This is a genomic window from Blautia hansenii (assembly GCF_013304445.1).
Lineage (GTDB): Bacteria > Bacillota > Clostridia > Lachnospirales > Lachnospiraceae > Blautia.
The window spans coordinates 1-21,754 of sequence record NZ_JAAITA010000002.1 but is presented as its reverse complement, the minus strand read 5'-3'; the positions used below and the strand labels follow the sequence as shown (position 1 = coordinate 21,754).

The 21,754-nt window shown below is 44.5% G+C and carries 23 protein-coding genes; 21 read left to right on the top strand and 2 right to left on the bottom strand.

What is annotated here, in order from left to right:
- Positions 1–186 precede the first annotated feature (186 nt).
- Complete coding sequence (locus G5A70_RS02170) at positions 187–450, top strand: hypothetical protein (RefSeq protein ID WP_173747574.1); 264 nt, start codon at positions 187–189, stop codon at positions 448–450.
- 77 nt (positions 451–527) lie between these two features.
- Here the strand turns inward: G5A70_RS02170 and G5A70_RS02165 are convergent, their stop codons facing one another.
- On the bottom strand, positions 528–848 hold the full coding sequence (locus G5A70_RS02165) for a helix-turn-helix domain-containing protein (protein ID WP_173747572.1): 321 nt from the start codon (positions 846–848) through the stop codon (positions 528–530).
- Between the two features lie 226 nt (positions 849–1,074).
- Entirely contained in the window at positions 1,075–1,275 is a 201-nt protein-coding gene (locus G5A70_RS02160; protein ID WP_111920171.1) for a cold-shock protein, read from the bottom strand.
- 274 nt (positions 1,276–1,549) lie between these two features.
- Here G5A70_RS02160 and G5A70_RS02155 point away from each other — a divergent pair, with 274 nt between their 5' ends.
- The 20 genes from G5A70_RS02155 to G5A70_RS02060 all read left to right on the top strand — a co-directional run bounded on the left by G5A70_RS02155 (position 1,550) and on the right by G5A70_RS02060 (position 21,333).
- Positions 1,550–2,833 (top strand): dihydroorotase, encoded by a 1,284-nt coding sequence (locus G5A70_RS02155; RefSeq protein ID WP_173747570.1) that lies wholly within the window; start codon positions 1,550–1,552, stop codon positions 2,831–2,833.
- A gap of 39 nt (positions 2,834–2,872) precedes the next feature.
- Entirely contained in the window at positions 2,873–3,802 is a 930-nt protein-coding gene (gene pyrF / locus G5A70_RS02150) for an orotidine-5'-phosphate decarboxylase (RefSeq protein WP_173747568.1), read from the top strand.
- 15 nt (positions 3,803–3,817) lie between these two features.
- A complete protein-coding gene (locus G5A70_RS02145) occupies positions 3,818–4,594 on the top strand; it encodes a dihydroorotate dehydrogenase electron transfer subunit (protein WP_173747566.1) in 777 nt (258 codons plus the stop codon).
- Positions 4,594–5,496, top strand: coding sequence for a dihydroorotate dehydrogenase (locus G5A70_RS02140; protein WP_173747564.1), 903 nt, complete (start codon positions 4,594–4,596; stop codon positions 5,494–5,496). Before G5A70_RS02145 ends, G5A70_RS02140 begins: the two co-directional genes overlap by 1 nt.
- Positions 5,497–5,624: 128 nt before the next feature.
- Positions 5,625–6,305, top strand: coding sequence for an orotate phosphoribosyltransferase (pyrE, locus tag G5A70_RS02135; RefSeq protein ID WP_173747562.1), 681 nt, complete (start codon positions 5,625–5,627; stop codon positions 6,303–6,305).
- 20 nt (positions 6,306–6,325) lie between these two features.
- Positions 6,326–6,478, top strand: coding sequence for a hypothetical protein (locus G5A70_RS02130; RefSeq protein ID WP_173747560.1), 153 nt, complete (start codon positions 6,326–6,328; stop codon positions 6,476–6,478).
- 88 nt (positions 6,479–6,566) lie between these two features.
- Positions 6,567–7,040: a VanZ family protein gene (locus G5A70_RS02125; protein ID WP_173747558.1), complete on the top strand. Its 474-nt coding sequence runs from the start codon at positions 6,567–6,569 to the stop codon at positions 7,038–7,040.
- Positions 7,040–7,360: a DUF6142 family protein gene (locus tag G5A70_RS02120; protein ID WP_173747556.1), complete on the top strand. Its 321-nt coding sequence runs from the start codon at positions 7,040–7,042 to the stop codon at positions 7,358–7,360. Before G5A70_RS02125 ends, G5A70_RS02120 begins: the two co-directional genes overlap by 1 nt.
- Before the next feature lie 24 nt (positions 7,361–7,384).
- The gene (locus tag G5A70_RS02115) at positions 7,385–7,975 is read left to right on the top strand and encodes an HD domain-containing protein (RefSeq protein ID WP_173747554.1); all 591 of its coding nucleotides are present in this window, start codon (positions 7,385–7,387) and stop codon (positions 7,973–7,975) included.
- Positions 7,968–10,016, top strand: coding sequence for an aminopeptidase (locus G5A70_RS02110; protein WP_173747552.1), 2,049 nt, complete (start codon positions 7,968–7,970; stop codon positions 10,014–10,016). The genes G5A70_RS02115 and G5A70_RS02110 overlap by 8 nt, the downstream gene beginning before the upstream one ends.
- Positions 10,017–10,089: 73 nt before the next feature.
- Positions 10,090–10,593, top strand: a complete 504-nt coding sequence (gene purE / locus G5A70_RS02105; protein ID WP_173747550.1) for a 5-(carboxyamino)imidazole ribonucleotide mutase — start codon at positions 10,090–10,092, stop codon at positions 10,591–10,593.
- Positions 10,594–10,621: 28 nt separating this feature from the next.
- The gene (purM, locus tag G5A70_RS02100) at positions 10,622–11,647 is read left to right on the top strand and encodes a phosphoribosylformylglycinamidine cyclo-ligase (RefSeq protein WP_173747548.1); all 1,026 of its coding nucleotides are present in this window, start codon (positions 10,622–10,624) and stop codon (positions 11,645–11,647) included.
- Positions 11,648–11,712: 65 nt separating this feature from the next.
- On the top strand, positions 11,713–12,342 hold the full coding sequence (gene purN, locus G5A70_RS02095) for a phosphoribosylglycinamide formyltransferase (protein ID WP_173747546.1): 630 nt from the start codon (positions 11,713–11,715) through the stop codon (positions 12,340–12,342).
- 33 nt (positions 12,343–12,375) lie between these two features.
- Entirely contained in the window at positions 12,376–13,650 is a 1,275-nt protein-coding gene (gene purD, locus G5A70_RS02090) for a phosphoribosylamine--glycine ligase (protein WP_173747544.1), read from the top strand.
- Positions 13,651–13,780: 130 nt separating this feature from the next.
- Complete coding sequence (locus G5A70_RS02085; RefSeq protein ID WP_173747542.1) at positions 13,781–15,124, top strand: MATE family efflux transporter; 1,344 nt, start codon at positions 13,781–13,783, stop codon at positions 15,122–15,124.
- Positions 15,125–15,198: 74 nt separating this feature from the next.
- On the top strand, positions 15,199–15,570 hold the full coding sequence (locus G5A70_RS02080; protein ID WP_173747540.1) for a GntR family transcriptional regulator: 372 nt from the start codon (positions 15,199–15,201) through the stop codon (positions 15,568–15,570).
- A gap of 18 nt (positions 15,571–15,588) precedes the next feature.
- A complete protein-coding gene (locus G5A70_RS02075; protein ID WP_173747538.1) occupies positions 15,589–18,048 on the top strand; it encodes an ATP-dependent Clp protease ATP-binding subunit in 2,460 nt (819 codons plus the stop codon).
- A 96-nt stretch (positions 18,049–18,144) separates the two neighbouring features.
- Positions 18,145–18,558, top strand: a complete 414-nt coding sequence (locus G5A70_RS02070; protein ID WP_173747536.1) for an endosialidase — start codon at positions 18,145–18,147, stop codon at positions 18,556–18,558.
- Between the two features lie 140 nt (positions 18,559–18,698).
- Entirely contained in the window at positions 18,699–20,081 is a 1,383-nt protein-coding gene (gene radA, locus G5A70_RS02065) for a DNA repair protein RadA (protein ID WP_173747534.1), read from the top strand.
- Between the two features lie 13 nt (positions 20,082–20,094).
- The gene (locus tag G5A70_RS02060; RefSeq protein WP_202031320.1) at positions 20,095–21,333 is read left to right on the top strand and encodes an MFS transporter; all 1,239 of its coding nucleotides are present in this window, start codon (positions 20,095–20,097) and stop codon (positions 21,331–21,333) included.
- Positions 21,334–21,754 lie beyond the last annotated feature (421 nt).

Below are 21,754 nucleotides of genomic sequence, written 5' to 3'. Positions count from 1 at the left end.
TCTTGGAAAAGAAAAAGCATTGACGAATTATAAAAAATTATAATCCGCAAATGCTCTTTTCTGTTTATTAGTATACACAGAAAAAGGGGAATAGGTCAAGGGGAGAAATAATTCTTTGCAGCAGAGGAAAAATATGCTATACTAAAAAGCAGATTTGACGAGTTTGGGACAAAGGAGATTTACGGTATGAGTCAGGAAAAAGTAGACAAATATAAAAAAGAGAAAGCCAACCGTGCAAAACTTCAGAAGAGAGAGAAGAGAGCTCTGTTTTTTGAAAAATTAGCTATCGGCGCTGTTTGTTTGGTGGCTTTGGGCTGGATTGGGTATTCTGCATACGGTGTGGTGACAAGAGAAGACCCGGATGCAGAGCAGGAAGTGGTAACTACCGAAATGGATGTAACGGCTATTACAGATTATCTGACAGGGCTGACAGAGGAAGCCTCAGAGTAATGAGGCAAAATGAGAACGAAGAGAAAAGCTGCTGTACAAAGTACCTTGAGAGGTTTTGTACAGCAGCCTTTTTAGTGCTACTCATTTCGCAGCAGCACTTCCACGATATCACATACGGTTTTCTGCTTTTCTTCACTGAGTTTTTTCAGCTGTTCCAGATAAGTGGACACACGAAGGGCATACCCGTTATTCAGAGCGCTGGCCAGTAATTCGTCTGCGGAAGCATCCAGTGCATTGGCAATGATAATAAACGTTTCCAGTGTCGGACATTTCTTACCTCGTTCGATTAAACTGATGTAGGTAGCCGTCAGGTCTGTCTGCTCTGCAAGGTCTTCCTGACGCCAGTTTTTTTCCAGGCGTTTTTTCTTTATTTGCTGTCCCATTTCTTTAAAATCCATAAACAAATCTCCTATTTCAACCACAGGTATCGACAATAGTATAGTGTTCATGAAAAAAGCATTACAGAAACCAATGGTAATGTAAAAGAACTAAAGGTTCATAAATGCAAACTGACAGTCTGATTTTTAGAAAAAAATGGAAAATAGAAGAAAAGCGAAAAAAGAAATGAAAATATCAGAAAAGGGCCGCCGTATGAAACGACAGCCCCGGTTTTGTCATTTATAATTATAATTTTTCTACGTTAGCTGCCTGCATTCCGCGAGCGCCTTCTGTTAAATCATAAGTTACAGACTGACCTTCTTCTAAGGATTTGAATCCTTCTCCGTTGATTGCTGAGAAATGTACGAAAACGTCCTGTCCGTCTTCGCCTGTAATAAATCCATATCCTTTTTCAGCGTTGAACCATTTTACAGTTCCCTTGTTCATAATGTTACCTCCATAAAAAAATAAATTACTTGGATAAAATGTTAAATGGTTTTAGAGAAAATATTATGTATAAAAATGATAACATACTCTCTAAAACCATTTAATACTAATATCCAATATACCTTTGACATGATAAGTATATTCGCTGTTACCGGAAAAGTCAAGGGAAAAGTGTAATTGACGAAAGAAAATGTGTATGTTACTATTTATATAATTAAGCGGATTTTGCGGCTTTTACAAAAAACTTCATGCGGAAGAAAGGATACATTTTATTATGAAGATACTCATTCAAAAAGGGCGTATTTTAAACCCTTCTGACCAGAGAGATGAGGTCGGAGATATTTATATGGAAGACGGTGTAATTCAGGAAATAGGAGGGACGATTACACCTGAGGAAACGCCGGATAAAGTGATTTTTGCAGAAGGCTGTTATGTCATGCCGGGATTGATTGATTTGCATGTGCATTTAAGAGACCCGGGACTAACCCATAAGGAAGATATTGTAACAGGAGCAAAGGCAGCAGCCAGAGGCGGCTTTACAACCATTCTGGCCATGCCCAATACCAAGCCGGTGATTGATTGCGCAGACCGGGTACAGTATGTACACAATAAAGCAAAAGAACTGGCGCCGGTACATGTATTGCAGATTGGTGCTGTGACAAAGCAGCAGAAAGGCGAAGAACTGGCTGACATCGAGGGAATGATTCAGGCTGGGATTCCGGCTATCAGCGAGGACGGAAAGTCTGTCATGAATATGAAGCTTTACCGGGAAGCCATGGAAATTGCCGCAAAGCATGATCTTCCTGTGTTTGCCCACTGTGAAGACCAGAATATGGTAAACGGCGGCTGCGTCAATGAAGACAAACATTCTAAAGAACTGGGGCTGCCGGGTATCAGCAATGCGGTGGAAGACGTGATTGTGGCGAGAGATATCGTACTGGCCAAGGAAACCGGAGCAAGACTGCATTTGTGCCATTGCTCCACAAAGGATAGTGTGCGCATGATTCAGCTGGCCAAGGAAGAAAAGCTGCCAGTGACAGGAGAAGTATGCCCGCATCATTTTACCCTGACTTCAGATGATATGGTGGCAGGAGATACCAATTACAAGATGAATCCGCCTCTTCGCACGGAGGCAGACAAAGAAGCTCTTTTAAAAGGTTTAAAAGAAGATATTCTGGACGTTATCAGCACAGATCATGCCCCTCATTCCAGAGAAGAAAAGCAGCAGCCCATGACAAAGGCACCCTTTGGCATTGTTGGGCTGGAAACAGCAGTGGCATTAACGGTGACAGAACTGGTAGATAAGGGTGTCATCACACCGCTGCAGATGGCAGAGAAAATGAGTTATAACCCAGCGCAGATTATCGGCAGTGACAGAGGACGTCTGGAAGTGGGAAGTCCGGCGGATGTGACCATTATTGACCCGGAAGCAGAGTATGTCATTGACAGTATGAGTTTTCTGTCCAAGGGCAAAAATACACCATTTGACGGCAGAAAGGTAAAGGGGCTGGTAAAGGCTACTATCTGCGACGGAGAAGTGGTATACCAGCAGGATTGAGAAGAAAAAGGAAAAAAGTACAATTTGGAGGAATAAACAATGATTAACAAACTTACCGCAAAGATTCAGAAAACCAAGGCACCTATTGTAGTGGGCCTGGATCCTATGCTGAACTACATTCCAAAGCATATTCAGGAAAAGGCATTTCAGGAGTTTGGAGAGACACTGGAAGGAGCCGCGGAAGCTATCTGGCAGTTTAATAAGGAAATTGTAGATAAAACTTATGATTTGATTCCGTCTGTAAAGCCGCAGATTGCCATGTATGAGCAGTTTGGTATTCCGGGACTGCAGGCGTTTAAGAAAACTGTGGATTACTGCAGGGAAAAAGATTTGGTGGTTATCGGAGATATTAAAAGAGGAGACATCGGTTCTACGTCTGCAGCTTATGCCACCGGACATGTGGGAAAAGTACAGGTGGGAAAAAACAGAATTGCGGCTTTTGATGAAGATTTTGTGACCCTGAATCCTTACATGGGCGCGGACAGCATCTATCCGTTTATTGATGTGTGCAAAGAAGAGAAAAAGGGAATGTTTATTTTGGTGAAGACTTCCAATCCTTCCAGCGGCGACTTCCAGGATCAGCTTGTAGACGGAAGACCGCTGTATGAACTGGTAGGCGAAAAAGTTGCACAGTGGGGCGAAGACTTCATGGGAGATTCCTACAGTTATGTGGGGGCTGTTGTAGGCGCAACTTACCCCGAAATGGGAAAAACTCTGCGTAAAATCATGCCGAAGTCTTATATCTTAGTACCGGGCTACGGTGCACAGGGAGGACAGGGCAAGGATTTGGTACACTTCTTTAATGAAGACGGTCTGGGTGCCATTGTGAATTCCTCCAGAGGCATCATTGCAGCTTACAAGCAGGAAAAATACGCAAACTTCGGAGAAGAAAACTTTGCAGATGCAGCAAGAGCAGCCGTAGAAGCAATGGTGGCAGATATCAACGGTGCATTGGAAGCAGCGAAATAAGGAGAAAGCGGAATTATGGCAAAAGTAAAGATGACGGGCAGAATTCTCAGCCAGGAAAAAATTGCCACAGAGATTTACAGTATGTGGATAGAAGCGGCGGAAATTGTAAAAGAAGCGAAGCCGGGACAGTTTATTTCCGTGTATTGCAGGGACAATTCCAGAATTTTGCCAAGACCTATCAGTATTTGTGAGATTGACAGAGAGAAGGGCGCACTGCGCATTGTATACAGAGTTGCAGGAAAGGGCACCGATGAATTTTCCCGTATGAAAGCAGGAGAAGACCTGGATGTTATGGGTCCTTTGGGAAATGGATTTCCTATGGAGGTCGTAAAAGGGAAAAAGGTGTTTCTTATGGGCGGCGGTATCGGTGTTCCGCCAATGGTTCAGACAGCTAAAGAAGCAGATGCAGACGTGACCGTGATTGCCGGTTACAGAAACAGTGAAATTTTCCTGAAAGAGGAGTTGTCTGAAAACAGCAGTCTCGTAGTGGCTACAGAGGATGGAAGTGTGGGAACAAAGGGAAATGTGATGGATGCTATCCGGGAGAATGCTCTGGAGGCAGAGGTGATTTTTGCCTGTGGACCAACTCCGATGTTAAGAGCCATTAAGAATTATGCAGAGGAAAACAGCATACTCTGCTATATTTCCATGGAAGAGAAAATGGCCTGCGGCATTGGGGCCTGTCTGGCCTGTGTGTGTAAATCCAAAGAAAAAGACAGCCATTCCCATGTGCACAATAAGCGGATATGTAAGGATGGTCCTGTATTTTTGAGCACGGAGGTGGAACTGTAATGAATATGAAAGTAAATCTTGCGGGAGTGGAACTGAAAAATCCTGTTATGACAGCTTCGGGAACTTTTGGTTCAGGTGCAGAGTACAGTGAGTTTGTGGATTTGAATAAACTGGGGGCAGTGGTGACAAAGGGAGTCGCTCATGTTCCCTGGTCCGGAAATGATACACCGCGTATTGCGGAGATTCACAGCGGTATGATGAATGCTATCGGACTGCAGAACCCGGGCATTGATGTGTTCTGTGAAAGAGATATTCCCTATTTGCAGCAGTTTGATACAAAAGTCATTGTGAATGTATGCGGACATGCGCCGGAAGAATATCTGGCAGTGGTAGAGCGCCTGGCAGAGGAACCTATTGACATGATGGAAATTAATATTTCCTGTCCAAATGTCAATGCCAACTTTCTGGCTTTTGGGCAGGATCCCAGGCATGTAGAAGAACTGACTGCGCAGATTAAGAAAATCGCAAAGCAGCCGGTGATTATGAAGCTGACTCCCAATGTAACAGATATTGCGGAGATTGCAAGAGCAGCAGAAGCCGGCGGTGCAGATGGGGTTTCTCTGATTAATACTCTGACGGGGATGAAAATTGATGTGAAACGGAGAACATTTGCGCTGGCCAATAAAACAGGAGGCGTGTCCGGTCCTTGTGTAAAACCCATTGCTGTGCGTATGGTTTATCAGGTGGCCCAGGCGGTAAAAATTCCTATCATCGGCATGGGCGGTATTCAGAACGCAGAAGATGCGCTGGAGTTTATTATGGCAGGTGCTACAGCAGTATCTGTGGGAACCGCCAACTTCACCAACCCTTATGCTACAGTGGAGATTATCGAAGGACTGGAGCGATATATGAAAGAGAATGGCGTGGAAGACATTCGGGAATTGATTGGAATTGTGAAATAGGAAAGATAGGGCAGAATACCAGAGGAGAGGGGTTCTGCCCTGGTTGTTTTCTGTGAAGAACTGTGATAAAATTGAAGAGATTTGATGAGCAGGCACAAAAGGCCTGCAAATACGGAGGTTTAAGAAAAATGGAAGCATATAAAGCAGAATTTATTGATTTTATGGTAGAAAGTAATGTTTTGAAATTTGGAGAATTTACTTTGAAAAGCGGCAGAAAGTCACCTTTCTTTATGAATGCAGGGGCTTATGTTACCGGTTCTCAGCTGAAAAAGCTGGGTGAGTATTACGCAAAAGCTATTCACGACAAATATGGCGATGATTTTGATGTGCTTTTTGGACCGGCATACAAGGGAATTCCTATCAGCGTGGTAACGGCCATTGCCTACAGCGAATTATACGGAAAAGAAGTCCGTTACTGTTCAGACCGTAAGGAAGAAAAAGACCATGGTGCAGACAAGGGAAGTTTCCTGGGAAGAAAGCTGCAGGACGGCGACAGAGTCGTTATGATTGAGGATGTGACAACCTCCGGGAAATCCATGGAAGAAACTGTTCCAAAGGTAAGAGGTGCAGCCGATGTGGAAATCGTAGGTCTGATGGTTTCCCTAAACCGTATGGAAGTGGGAAAAGGCGGCGAAAAGAGTGCGCTTGAGGAAGTAAAGGATACTTACGGATTTGATACCAATGCCATTGTTACTATGGAAGAAGTGGTTGAGCATTTGTACAACAAAGAATGTGGCGGCAGAGTCGTCATTGACCATGAAATTAAGAAAGCCATTGACGCATACTATGAACAGTACGGCGCCAAATAAAAAAGAAGGAAGGATTCCTGATGAACGAAAAAATTTATAAAACCATGTCCCGCTGTGCAGCAGGCAGTATTGCAGCTGGGATTGTTGTATTGGTAACCGGGATTGCCACAGGTGTTGTCATGCTGGTAACCGGAGCCAGACTTCTGAAAAGGAAATCTGAGATTACATTTTAATGGACAGGATAAGGGGCTGTTGTATGGAAATGAAATACTTCAGCCTTCTTATTATTTATTTAGCAAGTTGTGATAAGAGGTTGAAAAATTGAATAAAAGGGTAAAGAAGAAAATAAAAGCCGCGGGGGCGGCTTTGTTTGTAATATATATTCTTGCACTGATATACTTCCTCTTTTTTGCAGAAAGGTTTGGACAGCTGGCTTTTGCAGAAAGGGAGTATCATTATAATCTTGTGCTGTTCCAGGAAATTAAAAGATTCTGGATATACCGGAAGCAGTTGGGCGCACTGGCGGTTATGGCTAATTTATTGGGCAATGTGGTGGGATTTATTCCCTTTGGACTGATTCTTCCCATTATCAGCCGAGAAGCAAGAGGATTTTTCTTTATTACTTTCTCTGGATTTACATTAAGTCTTTGCGTAGAAACCGTTCAGCTGGTTACAAAGCTGGGGTGCTTTGATGTGGATGATTTGGTGATGAATACACTGGGGGCAGCAATCGGTTATCTGCTTTTTGCTGTCAGCCATTTACTATATAGAAATTGGAAAAGGAGAGCAGGATAATGGCGAAAAAACGATATAAATATGATTTTGCAAAGAAAAAACATTCCGAGAAAGGAGTTACGTCTTCTGTATTTGCCGGAATCTCTCTGGGGATTTTCTGTATTGCAGCCATCTGTTCCCTTGCATTTCACGGGAAAGGCGGTCTGTATCTGGGGGCTATGGGACTGATTGCCATAGGGCTTTCCATTTACGGATTTATTCTGGGACTGAAAAGTTTTTCGGAGAAAAACAGAGACCAGCTTTTCTGCAAAATTGGAGCAGCAGGAAACGGCGTGCTTATGGTTATCTGGCTGGGGCTGTTTCTGCTGGGACTTGCATAAAACACAGAGAAGGAGGAAAAACATATGGAAGAGCGGTTGAAAAAGCAGATGGATTTTTTGCTGGAAGTGGATAAGCTGAAATTTATCAACCGACAGACGTATTTGTCTGACGGAACACGCAGGGAAAACGATGCGGAACATTCTTGGCACTTGGCCCTGATGGCTGTGCTTCTGTCTGAACATGCGGACGAAGAAGTGGATTTGCTGAAGGTCATTACTATGGTACTGATTCATGATTTGGTGGAAATTGACGCAGGAGATACATATGCCTACGATGAGGCGGGAAAGCAGACCCAGAGAATACGGGAAGAAAAGGCTGCAGACCGGATATTTGCCATGCTGCCCAAAGACCAGGGGGGAAAATTTCGTGCGCTGTGGGAAGAATTTGATGCTTACGAGACACCGGAGGCAAAGTTTGCCCATGTGTGCGACAATGTGCAGCCTTTGATACTGAATCATGCCACAGGCGGAAAATCCTGGAGGGAAAGAGGTATCCGCCGTTCACAGGTGGAAAAGCGGAACAGCCGTGTGGGGGAAAGCTCCCGGACAATGAAAGCTTATGTAGAGGATATTTTAGATAAAAATGTGGAGAAAGGAAATTTGAAAAATGAGTGATGCATGGATGATGGAACGTTTTTCTCTTATGAAAGAAAGAATCCGGGAAATCAGCGGAGAAGAAGTCGTAAAAGAACCTTATGGGACTTATTTTAAAACAACGGCAGCCTTTATTATGCAGGTGGCGGATTTGCACAAAAAACTGCAGCAGGGCTGGCTGGAAGGCGCAGAACTTCCGGAACTGGAGGCCAATAATCAGAAGCTGTATGAAGATATTCTGCCTCAAAACTATGGACATTCTTATGGAAATCCAACATGGGCGGCAGAGACTCTTGGGGAAGAATTCGGGCAGCTTTTAAGTTTTTTGTATACAGAAATCCGGGGACTGATTGTCTTTGCTTACGAAGACAGGCTTTTTGATATGACGGTGGCAATGGAATTATTTGTACAGATATACAATCTTTTTGAGGATGAAGAGGTTTCTGCAAAAGATGTAAAAGAGGCAATTTACTGGTATGTCAGCGATTACAGTGACGAAATGGTGGGCCGCAGAGTGCAGGAAGGGGTAGACCCGGCTCTTGATTTTGCCGCCAATATTATCTGCAGCAGTGATTTGACGGATATCCGTTATCTGTATCGCTTTGGGGAATATATCACGGAAAATGAAATAGGTATGGCAAAATTTTTAAATACTCTTTCTGAAGAGGAAATTCAGGCTATGGCACGGACTTTCACAGAGGGCTACCGCACCGGATTTGTGCTGACAGGAAAAGACATCACAAAGAAAAAGACGGTGAATATACGTTTCCAACTGGGATTTGAGCGTATGGTAAAGGCAGCTATTGAGCAGTTTAAGGCCATGGATTTAAAACCGGTGATTTACCGGAGTGCAGTTCATAGCGTAAACAAGAAGCAGCACCACAGAATCGGGTATTACGGCGCTATTCCAAACCCACAGTTTGAATATGATCACAAAGACGATGCGGCCTTGTATCTGGACCATGAGTTTGTCCAGAGAAAGCTGAGAGTGCTGCAGGTGGCTTATGAACAGGTAAAAGGTCTGGCGGCTGTACACGGCGGTCCGGCCTGCATGGAAACCTTTGGAGAAACACCGTTTGCTCCCGGAAAAAGAAAGGAGGCCTGCACCCTTACCAGTCATCAGCAGAAGCTGCAGGTCACTTATGACAACGAAGCAGGACAGATTGTAAATCGCTATATTAAAGGGGAAGAAAGAAGTTTTACTATCATTGCCTATCCGGTTATGGAAATCGGAGAGCAGTTTGAAGAAATTTTCCGGGAGACAGTGAAAATCAATACCCTGGATAATCAGCTTTACCGCAGAATTCAGCAGAATATCATTGACGCTTTAGACAAAGGGGAGACCGTACAGATTAAAGGAAAAGGCCAAAATGCCACAGATTTGACCGTAAAACTTCATCATCTGGAAAATCCGGCAAAACAGACCAACTTTGAAAACTGTGTGGCAGACGTCAACATTCCGGTGGGAGAAGTCTTTACTTCCCCGGTATTGAAAGGTACAAACGGAACGCTGGCGGTTTCCAGGGTGTTCTTAAACGGACTGGAGTACAAAAATCTGAAAGTGGAATTTTCGGATGGCAGAATTTCCGGTTACAGCTGCAGCAATTTTGCCTCTGAAGAGGAAAACCAGAATTTTATAAAGGAAAATCTGTTATATCACCATGATACCCTGCCTTTGGGGGAATTTGCCATAGGAACCAACACTACGGCTTATGTCATGGCACAGAAATATCAGATAGGCCATCTCCTTCCCATTCTCATTGCGGAAAAGATGGGGCCGCATTTTGCAGTGGGGGATACCTGCTATAGTTGGAGCGAGGATACAGCAGTCTACAATCCGGACGGAAAAGAGATTATTGCCAGGGATAACGAGGTGTCTATTCTGCGAAAAGAGGATATAAGCAAGGCTTATTTGGGCTGTCATACAGATATTACTATACCTTATGATGAGCTGGGCAGTATAAGAGTGCAGACCCTGCATGGGGACTGGGTTTCCATTATTGAGGACGGCAGGTTTGTACTTCCCGGAACAGAAGCATTAAATGAGCCGTTTCCTGCTTGACAAGACCTGTCACAATATGTAAAATTGTGCTGTATGGAGAAATTCTAAATCATAGAGATAAAGGAGAATAATCATGGCAAAAGTTGGAATTGTTATGGGCAGTGACTCTGATATGCCTGTTATGAGCAAAGCGGCAGACATGCTGGAAAAATTCGGGATTGAGTATGAGATGACAATCATCTCTGCACACAGGGAACCGGATGTATTCTTTGAATATGCCAAATCCGCAGAAGAAAAAGGATTTAAAGTTATCATCGCAGGAGCAGGTATGGCCGCACACCTTCCGGGTATGTGCGCTGCAATTTTCCCAATGCCGGTTATCGGTATTCCGATGCATACCACCTCACTGGGCGGAAGAGATTCTCTGTATTCCATTGTACAGATGCCTTCCGGAATTCCGGTTGCGACGGTAGCAATTAACGGAGGAGCCAATGCGGCAATTCTGGCAGCCAAGATTTTAGCTACTTCTGACGCAGAACTGCTTCAGAAATTGAAAGACTACAAAGAAGAGTTAAAAGACCAGGTTGTAGCAAAAGATGCAAAACTGCAGGAAGTAGGATATAAAAACTATAAATAAGCACGGAAAAGAAGCGAGGAGGATAAAAATGGATTACAAGAAAGCTGGCGTAGATATTGAAGCTGGTTACAAGTCAGTGGAATTAATGAAAGAACATGTAAAGAAAACCATGCGCGAGGAAGTGCTTGGCGGTTTAGGCGGATTTTCCGGTGCTTTTTCCCTGAAGAAAATCAAAGAAATGGAAGACCCGGTGCTGCTGTCCGGTACAGATGGCTGCGGTACAAAAGTAAAATTAGCTTACCTTATGGACAAACATGACACTATCGGTATCGACGCAGTGGCTATGTGTGTCAACGATATTGCCTGTGCAGGCGGTGAACCTCTGTTTTTCCTGGATTACATTGCATGCGGCAAAAACTATCCGGAAAAAATTGCAGAAATCGTAAAAGGTGTGGCAGAGGGATGTCTGCAGTCTGAGGCGGCTTTAATCGGCGGCGAAACCGCAGAACATCCAGGGCTTATGCCGGAAGAAGAATATGACCTGGCTGGTTTTGCAGTAGGTGTGGTAGAACGCAGAGACTTAATCAACGGTGAAAACTTAAAGGATGGAGACGTGCTTATCGGTATGGCTTCTTCCGGGGTACACAGCAATGGCTTTTCTCTGGTTCGTAAAGTGTTCGAGATGACAAAGGAATCGCTGGATACTTACTATGACGAACTGGGTAAAACACTGGGCGAAGCTCTTCTGGCGCCTACCAGAATCTATGTAAAAGCCTTAAAGAACGTAAAAGAAGCAGGGGTTGCTGTAAAAGCCTGCAGCCATATCACAGGCGGCGGTTTCTATGAAAACGTACCGAGAATGTTAAAAGACGGTGTGTGCGCAGTAATTGAAAAAGACAGCTATCCGATTCCTCCTGTCTTTACCTTAATGGCAAAAGTGGGCGAAATCGAAGAAACTATGATGTACAATACCTTTAACATGGGTCTTGGAATGATTGTAGCTGTAGATGCCAAAGATGTGGATAAGACTATGGAAGCCATCAAAGCAGCAGGAGATACGCCATATGTTGTGGGTAAAATCGAAGCAGGCGAAAAGGGCGTAAAATTAGTATAAGTATAAGGGGAGTCAGGGTTGCCGCAGTGCAGCCCTTTTCCTGTCGAAGAGAGAGGCTGACAAAAATGATGAAAATAGCGGTTTTGGTATCCGGCGGCGGAACCAATCTTCAAGCAATTTTAGACGCCATAGACAGCGGAAAGATTACCAATACACAGGTGTCTGTGGTAATCAGTAACAACGCAAATGCTTATGCTCTGGAGAGAGCCAAAAAACACGGGATTCCGGCGCAGTGCGTATCGCCGAAACGCTACGAATCCAGAGAACTTTTCAATCGGGCACTTCTGGAGACTATACAGTCGTATCATGTGGATTTGGTTGTGCTGGCCGGCTGTCTGGTGGTAATTCCGGAAATGATGGTAAAAGCCTATCCAAATAGAATTATCAATATTCACCCATCTCTGATTCCTGCTTTTTGCGGAACAGGGTACTATGGCTTGAAGGTACATGAGGGTGTGCTGCAAAGAGGAGCGAAGGTGACTGGCGCTACCGTGCATTTTGTAGATGAGGGAACGGATACCGGTCCCATTATTCTGCAGAAGGCAGTAGAAGTACAGCAGGATGATACACCGGAAACTCTGCAGAGGAGAGTGATGGAAGAGGCGGAATGGCAGATTATGCCGCAGGCGATTGACCTGATTGCCAACCAGAAGGTAGAAATTACAGACGGAATTGTAAAAATCCGTGAAGCATAAAAAGTATCAAAGCGTGAAAGGGGCATGGAACACATGAAAGTATTAATTATCGGAAGCGGCGGAAGAGAACACGCCATTGCATGGAAGGTGGCAAAAAGTCCGAAAGTGGACAAAATTTACTGTGCGCCGGGAAATGCGGGAATTGCAGAAGTAGCAGAATGTGTCAATATCGGAGCAATGGAATTTGACAAGCTGGCAGCTTTTGCAAAAGAAAAGGAGATTGATTTAACTGTTGTAGGTATGGATGACCCATTGGTAGGCGGTGTGGTAGACGTCTTTGAAAAGGAAGGGCTGCGCGTATTCGGACCGAGAAAGAATGCGGCAATTCTGGAAGGTTCAAAAGCCTTTTCAAAAGATTTAATGAAAAAATATAACATTCCTACTGCAGCCTATGAGAATTTCCAGAGTGCGGACGAGGCGCTGGCTTATCTTTGGGAAAAGGCAGATTTTCCCATCGTGTTAAAGGCAGACGGTCTGGCGCTGGGAAAAGGTGTTTTAATCTGCAATACTTTAGCAGAAGCAGAAGAAGGCGTAAAGGAAATTATGCTGGACAAGAAATTCGGTTCTGCTGGAAATACACTGGTGGTAGAGGAGTTTATGACAGGCCGTGAGGTTTCGGTACTTTCCTTTGTGGATGGAAAAACGATCAAAACCATGACTTCCGCTCAGGACCACAAACGTGCAAAGGACGGAGATGAGGGCTTAAATACCGGCGGTATGGGTACTTTCTCCCCAAGTCCTTTCTACACAGAGGAAGTAGATGATTTCTGTGAAAAATATATTTATCAGGCTACCGTAGACGCTATGGCAGCAGAGGGAAGAGAATTTAAGGGCATTATCTTCTTTGGTTTAATGCTTACAGAGAAAGGTCCGAAAGTGCTGGAATACAATGCCCGTTTCGGTGACCCGGAGGCGCAGGTTGTCATTCCGAGACTGAAAAATGACATTGTGGAAGTGTTTGAAGCCTGTGTAGACGGAAAACTGGACGAAGTGGACTTGCAGTTTGAAAACAACGCAGCCGTATGCGTGGTACTGGCTTCTGACGGCTATCCGGTATCCTACGAAAAAGGATTCCCCATTGAAGGTTTGGAAAACTTCAAAGATAAAGACGGTTACTATGTGTTCCATGCAGGAACTGCTTTAAAGGACGGTAAAATCGTTACAAACGGCGGTCGTGTGCTGGGTGTTACCGCCAAGGGTGCAGATTTGAAAGAGGCAAGAGCCAATGCGTATAAGGCAACGGAATGGATTCAGTTTGCCAATAAGTATAAGAGAAACGATATCGGAAAAGCGATTGACGAAGTATAAGAAAGGAATGGGGATACCGCATGACGCTGCAGGCAGTGCAGGGGCGGTATTCCCTTTTTCATTTCTTGCACCGAAAAAATCTCTGTGTTATAATCAGAGAATCATGCAAAAAGAGAGGGTTTTTAGAATTATGTCAAATGCAATTTCAAAAGATTTCAGGCTGTTTTCTTTACTGAAATTTGCCTTTCCAACCATGGTGATGATGGTTTTTATGTCCCTTTACACCATTGTGGATGGGATTTTTGTATCCAGGCTGGTAAATACCCAGGCGCTTTCTGCTGTGAATATTGTGTATCCGGTTATCAGTCTGATGATAGCGGTGGGAGTTATGCTGGCCACAGGCGGCAGCGCAGTGATTGCCCGAAAGCTGGGAGAACACCGGCCGGAGGAAGCCAGAGGAGATTTTGCATTTCTTGTGGTCACAGGAATTGCAGTAGGACTGTTTTTTCTTATAGCAGGAAATATGTTCCTGACACCTCTGGTGAAAATGCTGGGAGCCACAGATGTGCTTATGCCTTATTGTGAAGAATATCTGAGGATTCTTATATTTATGGGACCGGCCTGTGTACTGCAGCTTTTGTTTCAGACTTTTTTTGTGACTGCCGGAAAACCGGTTATTGGTCTGGCGCTTACCATAGGCGGCGGTCTTTTGAATATGATTTTAGACTATGTTTTTATGGGACCCTTGCAGATGGGAATTGCAGGCGCAGCTTGGGCCACCGGAATCGGACAGCTTCTTCCGGCCGTGGTAGGGCTTTTGTATTTCCTTTGGGTAAGGGACTCCCTGTACCTGGTGAAGCCGCGTTTTGATTTTCTGGTGTTAAAAGAAAGCTGCTTTAACGGTTCCTCTGAGATGGTGACCAATTTGTCTACTGCAGTGGTAACCTTTCTCTTTAACATTGTCATGATGCGGCTTTTGGGAGAAGCCGGTGTGGCGGCTATTACTATTGTGCTGTATGGTCAGTTCCTGTTTAATGCCCTGTATATGGGATTTTCCATGGGAGTTGCGCCGGTTATCAGTTTCAATTACGGGAGAAAAAACAGAGCATTGTTGCAGCGGATTTTTAAAATCTGTCTTTGGTTTATAGGGATATCGTCTGTTTTGATTACGATTTTTGCCCTTCTGTCCGGGGGAATGATTGTGGAAATTTTTACCCCGAAGGGAAGCAAGACTTACGAAATTGCCCGTACAGGCTTTTTTCTTTTTTCTTTTAATTACTTTTTTGCCGGAATCAATATCTTTGCATCATCCATGTTCACAGCTTTTTCGGACGGAAAAATATCGGCCATTATTTCTTTTATCCGCACCTTTGTCATGATTGTGCTGAATATTCTGCTACTGCCGTATCTGATAGGGGTAGACGGTGTGTGGCTGGCCGTGCCAAGCGCGGAATTTATGACTGTTCTGCTGTCGGTTTACTATTTCATCCGGAAAAAGGAACAGTACGGATACATAGCCTCGAAAAAACAGTAAAGAGAAGAAATTAGATTTGACCGGAAGTGCTATCTATGCTATATTAAATATAACAACAGGAAGCGGGTGAGAATATGCTGATAGAAATAGATTTTAACAGTGATGAAGCTATTTATGTACAGCTTTGTAACCAGATTATTATGGGCATTGCCACAGACCAGCTGAAAATCGGAGAAACACTGCCTTCCGTGCGGCAGCTTGCCGATACCGTAGGGATTAATATGCATACGGTAAATAAGGCGTATTCCGTTTTGAGGCAGGAAGGCTTTGTTACCATTGACCGCCGCAAAGGGGCGGTGATTTCTATTGATGAGAATAAAATCCGGGCTTTGGAGGAAATGAAAGAAAATCTTCTGGTAGTGCTGGCAAAAGGCTGCTGTAAAAACATTACGCGGGAAGAGGTTCATGCCTTAATTGACGAGATTTTTGAAGAGTATAAAGTATAAATAGAATGGGAGATTTGCATGAGGAATCAATATTCAAAATGGGCACTGAAGGCATTGAAAACTGCTGAACAGACAGCAAGAGCCTGCAGTCATAATTATATTGGGACAGAGCACATTCTGGCAGGGCTTCTGGCAGGAGAGCAGACTACAGCGGGCATTCTTTTGGGAGAGGCCGGTGTGACAAAAGAAAAGCTGCAGGAACTGACAGAAAACCTGGTAGCGCCATCCTGCGGTGTGCTTTTAGAAGAGCCCCAGGGCTATACGCCCAGAGCCAGGCAGGTGCTTGCTTTGGCTAGAGAAGAGGCGGAAAAGATGGAAAGCCGGGAAGTGGGGACAGAACATCTTTTGATTGCCATGTTAAAAGAATACGATTGTGTGGCTGCGCGGCTTCTGCACACTATGGGAGTCAATATCCAGGCCCTTTATGCAGAAGTGATGAAAACGCTGGGAAGAGAAGGCGTGCTGACGAAGGAGGACTCTTTCGGAGGCTCTTTAAAAGGCAGCAAAAAATCCTCAACACCTATGCTGGCACAGTATGGCCGGGATTTGACAGAAATGGCAGCAAGAGGATTGTTAGACCCTGTTGTGGGAAGAGAAAAGGAAATTAACCGCATGATTCAGATTCTCAGCAGAAGGATGAAAAACAATCCCTGTCTGATTGGAGAGCCGGGTGTGGGAAAGACAGCTATTACCGAAGGGCTTGCCCAGCAGATAGTCAGAGGTCTGGTACCGGAAAGTATGGCAGATAAGCGGATTGTGATATTGGATTTGTCTGCTATGGTAGCAGGGTCCAAGTATCGGGGAGAGTTTGAAGAACGCATTAAGCGGGTGATTGCAGAGGTTTCCGGTGACAGAAGAATCCTGCTGTTTCTGGATGAACTGCACACGTTAATCGGTGCAGGCGGTGCGGAGGGGGCGCTGGACGCCTCCAATATTTTGAAGCCGGCTCTTTCCAGAGGCGAAATCCAGCTTATTGGCGCCACAACCATTGAAGAATACCGCAAACATATTGAAAAGGATGCGGCATTGGAGAGACGCTTCCAGCCTGTCATGGTGGAGGAACCCGCAAAAGAAGAGGCAGAGGAAATTTTGAGAGGTCTGGTACCTTATTATGAAAAACATCACGGTGTTGCCATTGAAGAAAGTGCGGTAAAGGCAGCCGTGGCTATGGGAATCCGCTATATCAATGACCGTTTTCTGCCGGATAAAGCCCTGGATTTGCTGGATGAGGCCTGCTCAAAAGTGCAGTTGGACGGATACAAAACCCCGGACGGTCTGGTGGAGATGGAGAAACATCTCAGAAGTCTGTATCAGGAAAAAGAGGAAGCGGTGAAGCAGCAGGACTTTGTGCTGGCAAAACAGCTGCAGCAGGAGCAGAAAGAAACCGAAGAACAGCTGGAAAAGGCAAGAGAGCGTTTTGAAAAACAGTGTAAGCGGAAAAGGCTGGTTGTTACCGAAGACCAGGTGGCACAGGTAGTGGCAGAATGGACTAAGATTCCGGTGAAGAAGCTGACAGAGGGTGAATCCAAACGTCTGGCCAGGCTGGAAACGATTCTGCATAAGCGAGTGATTGGTCAGGAGGAAGCAGTGAGAGCCGTGGCAAAAGCGGTAAAAAGAGGCCGGGTAGGTTTAAAAGATCCAAAACGTCCCATTGGTTCTTTCCTCCTTCTGGGACCTACGGGTGTGGGAAAGACAGAACTTTCCAAAGCACTGGCGGAAGCGGTTTTCGGCAGAGAAGACGCTATGATTCGTGTGGACATGTCCGAATACATGGAAAAACACAGTGTGTCCAAACTGATAGGTTCTCCTCCGGGATATGTAGGGTATGAGGAAGGCGGACAATTAAGCGAAAAAGTGCGGCGGAATCCTTACAGCGTGCTGCTCTTTGATGAGATTGAGAAAGCGCACCCGGATGTGTTTAACATTCTTCTGCAGGTACTGGACGACGGACATATTACAGACGCTCAGGGCCGAAAGGTGGATTTTAAGGAAACCATTATTATTATGACGTCCAATGCAGGCGCCCAGTCCATTGTAGAGCCCAAAAAGCTGGGATTCGGGGCAGCAGACAGCGCGTCAGCAGATTATAAAAAGATGAAAGACAGTGTCATGGAGGAAGTAAAGCGTCTGTTCCGTCCGGAATTTCTGAACCGAATCGACGATATTATTGTCTTCCATATGCTGAATAAAGAGGAAATCAAGAAAATCACGGGACTGCTTCTGAAAGAATTTGTGACCCGCTGCAAGGTGCAGATGGATATAGAGGTAAAAGTCAGAGACAGTGTGAAAGAGCTTATTGCAAAAGAAGGCTTCGACCCGAAATATGGGGCGAGACCTTTAAAGAGAGCCATTCAGAACAAAATTGAAGATGCTATGGCAGAGGAAATTCTGGAGGGGCGGGTTCAGGCCGGTAACAGCGTTACTATTGGACTGTCTAAACAAACTATAAAATTTATGGTAAATGTACAGAATGACTAGAAAAATTTGTGTGTTTATGGTAACATTGATATACAAAAAAGAACGGTTCTGTAAAGGAATCGAAGAAACGAAAGACGTAAGCGGGAGGACATAACTATGTCAGTGGTAAAAGAATTAATTCGTACAGAAGAAAACGGCAAAATCAGCTTTGGCAACTATGAGTTGACACAAAAATCAAAATTATCCGATTTTGAGTATGACGGAGATATGTACAAAGTTAAAACATATAATGAAATTACAAAACTGGAACGAAACGGAATGTTTGTCTACGAATCTGTACCAGGCACTACTGTATTGAATCTGCATACAGAAGAAACAGGAATGAGTTTTACTGTAGAAGGTCCAAAAGATGCGCAGATTACCGTGGAATTGGAAGAAGATGCAGAGTATAAAGTAACCATTGACGGGGAAGAGGCAGGACAGATGAAGACAAATCTGGGAGGAAAATTATCTTTCAGTGTGGAACTGGAACAGGCAGAGCAGGTTTCTGTGAGCATTGAAAGAGTCTGAACGGTCGGTCTTTGTGGTGATTGTCTTACAGAATAAAAAAGACGATATGCAGAGTCGGGTGAGTGACTTCCCGGCTCTGCTTTTTTCTTTTGCAGCAGACCGTATTTGAGTGGGCAGAACAGGAGGAAGAGAAAAGAGATATGGCAAAAGGGAAAAAAAGTGTATTTTTTTGTCAGAACTGTGGATATGAATCTTCAAAGTGGCTGGGACAGTGTCCGGGCTGCAGGGAGTGGAATACTTTTGTGGAGGAGAGCGTTTCTGGGGCAGGAAAAGGTGCTGCAGCTAAAGGGATCTCCGGAACGGAGGGTCAGACAGGAAAGAGAAACGAACCGGTTCGGCTTTCCGAAATTCAGGTCAGGGAAGAGGACAGAATCAAAACCAATATGGAGGAGTTAGACAGGGTTTTAGGCGGCGGCATTGTGCCCGGCTCTATGGTACTGGTAGGCGGTGACCCCGGTATCGGAAAGTCCACCCTGCTTTTACAGGTGTGCAGGCAGTTGACTTTGCAGCAGCATAAGGTCTTGTATATATCCGGGGAAGAATCCCTGCGTCAGATTAAGCTGAGGGCAAAGCGAATCGGAGAATTTAATGAACATCTTTATCTTTTGTGTGAAACAAATCTGGAAATTATCCGCAGTACCATTGAACGGCTGAAGCCAGAAGCGGTGGTGATTGATTCCATTCAGACCATGTATAACGAAGAGGTGTCTTCTGCACCGGGCAGTGTTTCACAGGTTCGGGAATCCACGGGAATTCTGATGCAGATTGCCAAGGGACTGGGGATTTCCGTCTTTATTGTGGGGCATGTGACAAAGGATGGCAGTGTGGCAGGACCGAGAGTACTGGAACATATGGTAGACACTGTTTTGTATTTTGAAGGAGACCGCCAGCTTGCTTACCGAATTTTGCGAGGAGTGAAAAACCGCTTTGGTTCTACCAATGAAATCGGGGTTTTTGAAATGCAGGAAAAAGGGTTGGAAGAGGTGAAAAATCCTTCCCAGGCCATGTTAAATGGGCGTCCCACTGATGCGTCCGGAACTACGGTGGTCTGTTCTGTGGAGGGAACCCGCCCCATCCTCATAGAAATTCAGGCGCTGGTAACCAGAACCAACTTCGGACTGCCAAGGCGGACTTCTGTGGGTATTGACTACAACCGTGTGAATCTTTTGATGGCTGTGTTGGAAAAAAGAGCCGGTTTGCGTCTGGGAGATTGTGATGCTTATGTGAATCTGGCAGGAGGCATGAAACTGGGAGAGCCGGCCATTGATTTGGGCATTGTACTTTCTATTGTGTCCAGTTATAAAAATCAGGTAATAGATGAGGGAACTTTAATCTTTGGAGAGGTGGGACTTTCGGGGGAAGTTCGTGGCGTCAGCATGGCGGAAACCAGGGTGCGGGAAGCTCAAAAGCTGGGCTTTACGGCCTGCATTATGCCAAAAACCAATGTGGAGGGAATACAGGGAAAATATAAGATAAAGCTTATTGGAGTAGCCAATATTAAGGAGGCTATGGAATACATTTAAGGGGAAAAGACATATGAAAAAGATATTTGACAAAATGTTTGGACAGTATAGAGGCTTGCGGCGGGAACTGTATGTGCTTTTCTGGGGGAAGGCAGCGACCAATATGGGGGCTATGATATGGCCTATGCTGACGTTGATTTTGAGCAATAAGTTGGGGATGGATGCCGGAGAAATTGCAAAAATTACGATTTCTATGGGAATTGTACAGTTTCCGGTAAATCTGATAGGAGGAAAATTGGCAGACCATTGCAATAAGAAAAAACTTATTGTGGTGTGCGATTTGGTGACGGTCATCTGCTATCTGACAGCGGCGTTTCTTCCCGTATCCATGACACAGATTCTCCTGTTTTTTACGGCAGGGGTATTCCAAACCATGGAAAATCCGTCTTATGACGCCCTGGTGGCGGATTTGAGCACTACTGAAAACAGGGAGAAGGCCTACAGTCTGATTTACCTGGGGCTGAACCTGGGTTTGATTCTGGCGCCTTCTATAGGGGGGATTCTGTTTCAGAATCATCTGGGGCTGGCTTATGCCATTGACGGACTGACCACACTGTCGTCCACCATTTTGATTCTGCTCTTTATTAAAGATATTACACCGGTGCAGGAAGCGGAAAATGTTTATGAGAAAGCGCGGGATAGACAGTCTACCTGGCAGATATTATCCGGACAGAAGGTGATTTTGTTTTTTCTGATTTGCTGGGCGGTATATGAATTTTCCTATGCACAGTTTAATTTCCTGATTCCGTTGAATATGGAAAGCCTGTATGGTGGGAAAGGGGCAGTTTACTTTGGTTTCATGACCAGCTTGAATGGACTTGTGGTGATTATCGGAACCCCCCTTTTGACAAAGTGGGCAGCAGGTCTGGGTGACGTGGATAAGCTGCTGATTGGGCAGATACTGGTGAGTGTCAGCCTTGCTATGTATAGATTCATACAGGGGATAATTCCTATGTATTATGTGTCCATGGTTCTGTTTACGATAGGAGAAATTATGACTACGCTGGGGTCGTATCCTTATCTTACCAGGAGAATTCCTGCATCTCACAGAGGAAGAATTTCTTCGGTTTCCAATATCTTTTTAGGGGCTTCGATGTATAGCTCACAATGGCTGATAGGCGGCGTGCTGAAAACGGGAACGGTAATGACTGCATGGCAGTGTGTGACAGGAGCAGGTATTCTGGGAATTGTCTTTTATGTTCTTTTGGCAGGAGCAGACAGAAAAAGTTATCCTCTTTTATACAGAAAGTAATGCTTTGTAGGAGCTGCATTTTGGTATCGTTATGTTTATAAAGTGCCTTATGCAGCTTTCATGTCTGTTTTTCTGATATGGATATAGAAACGGTTGTGTTTGATGTTGGTGAAAAAAATGTAAAATACTGTTGACAGGAGGAAAAAAGAATGGTAATATAATTTAGCTGTCACAAAGAACAGAAAGACGACTTCGGTCGATAAAAAAGTTTTAAAAAGTTCTTGACAAAGCGATGCAGATGTGATGATCTAGTATGGCTGTCGAAAAAAAAGAACGGCTCAGCTGAATGGCTGAAAAAACTTTTTAAAAAAAGTTATTGACAAGCTGAAAGAGATATGATAAAATATCAAAGCTGTCAAAGCGACAGGAACCTTGATAACTGAACAGTAGAACACATGAATCGAAAATTCTTTTACATTTT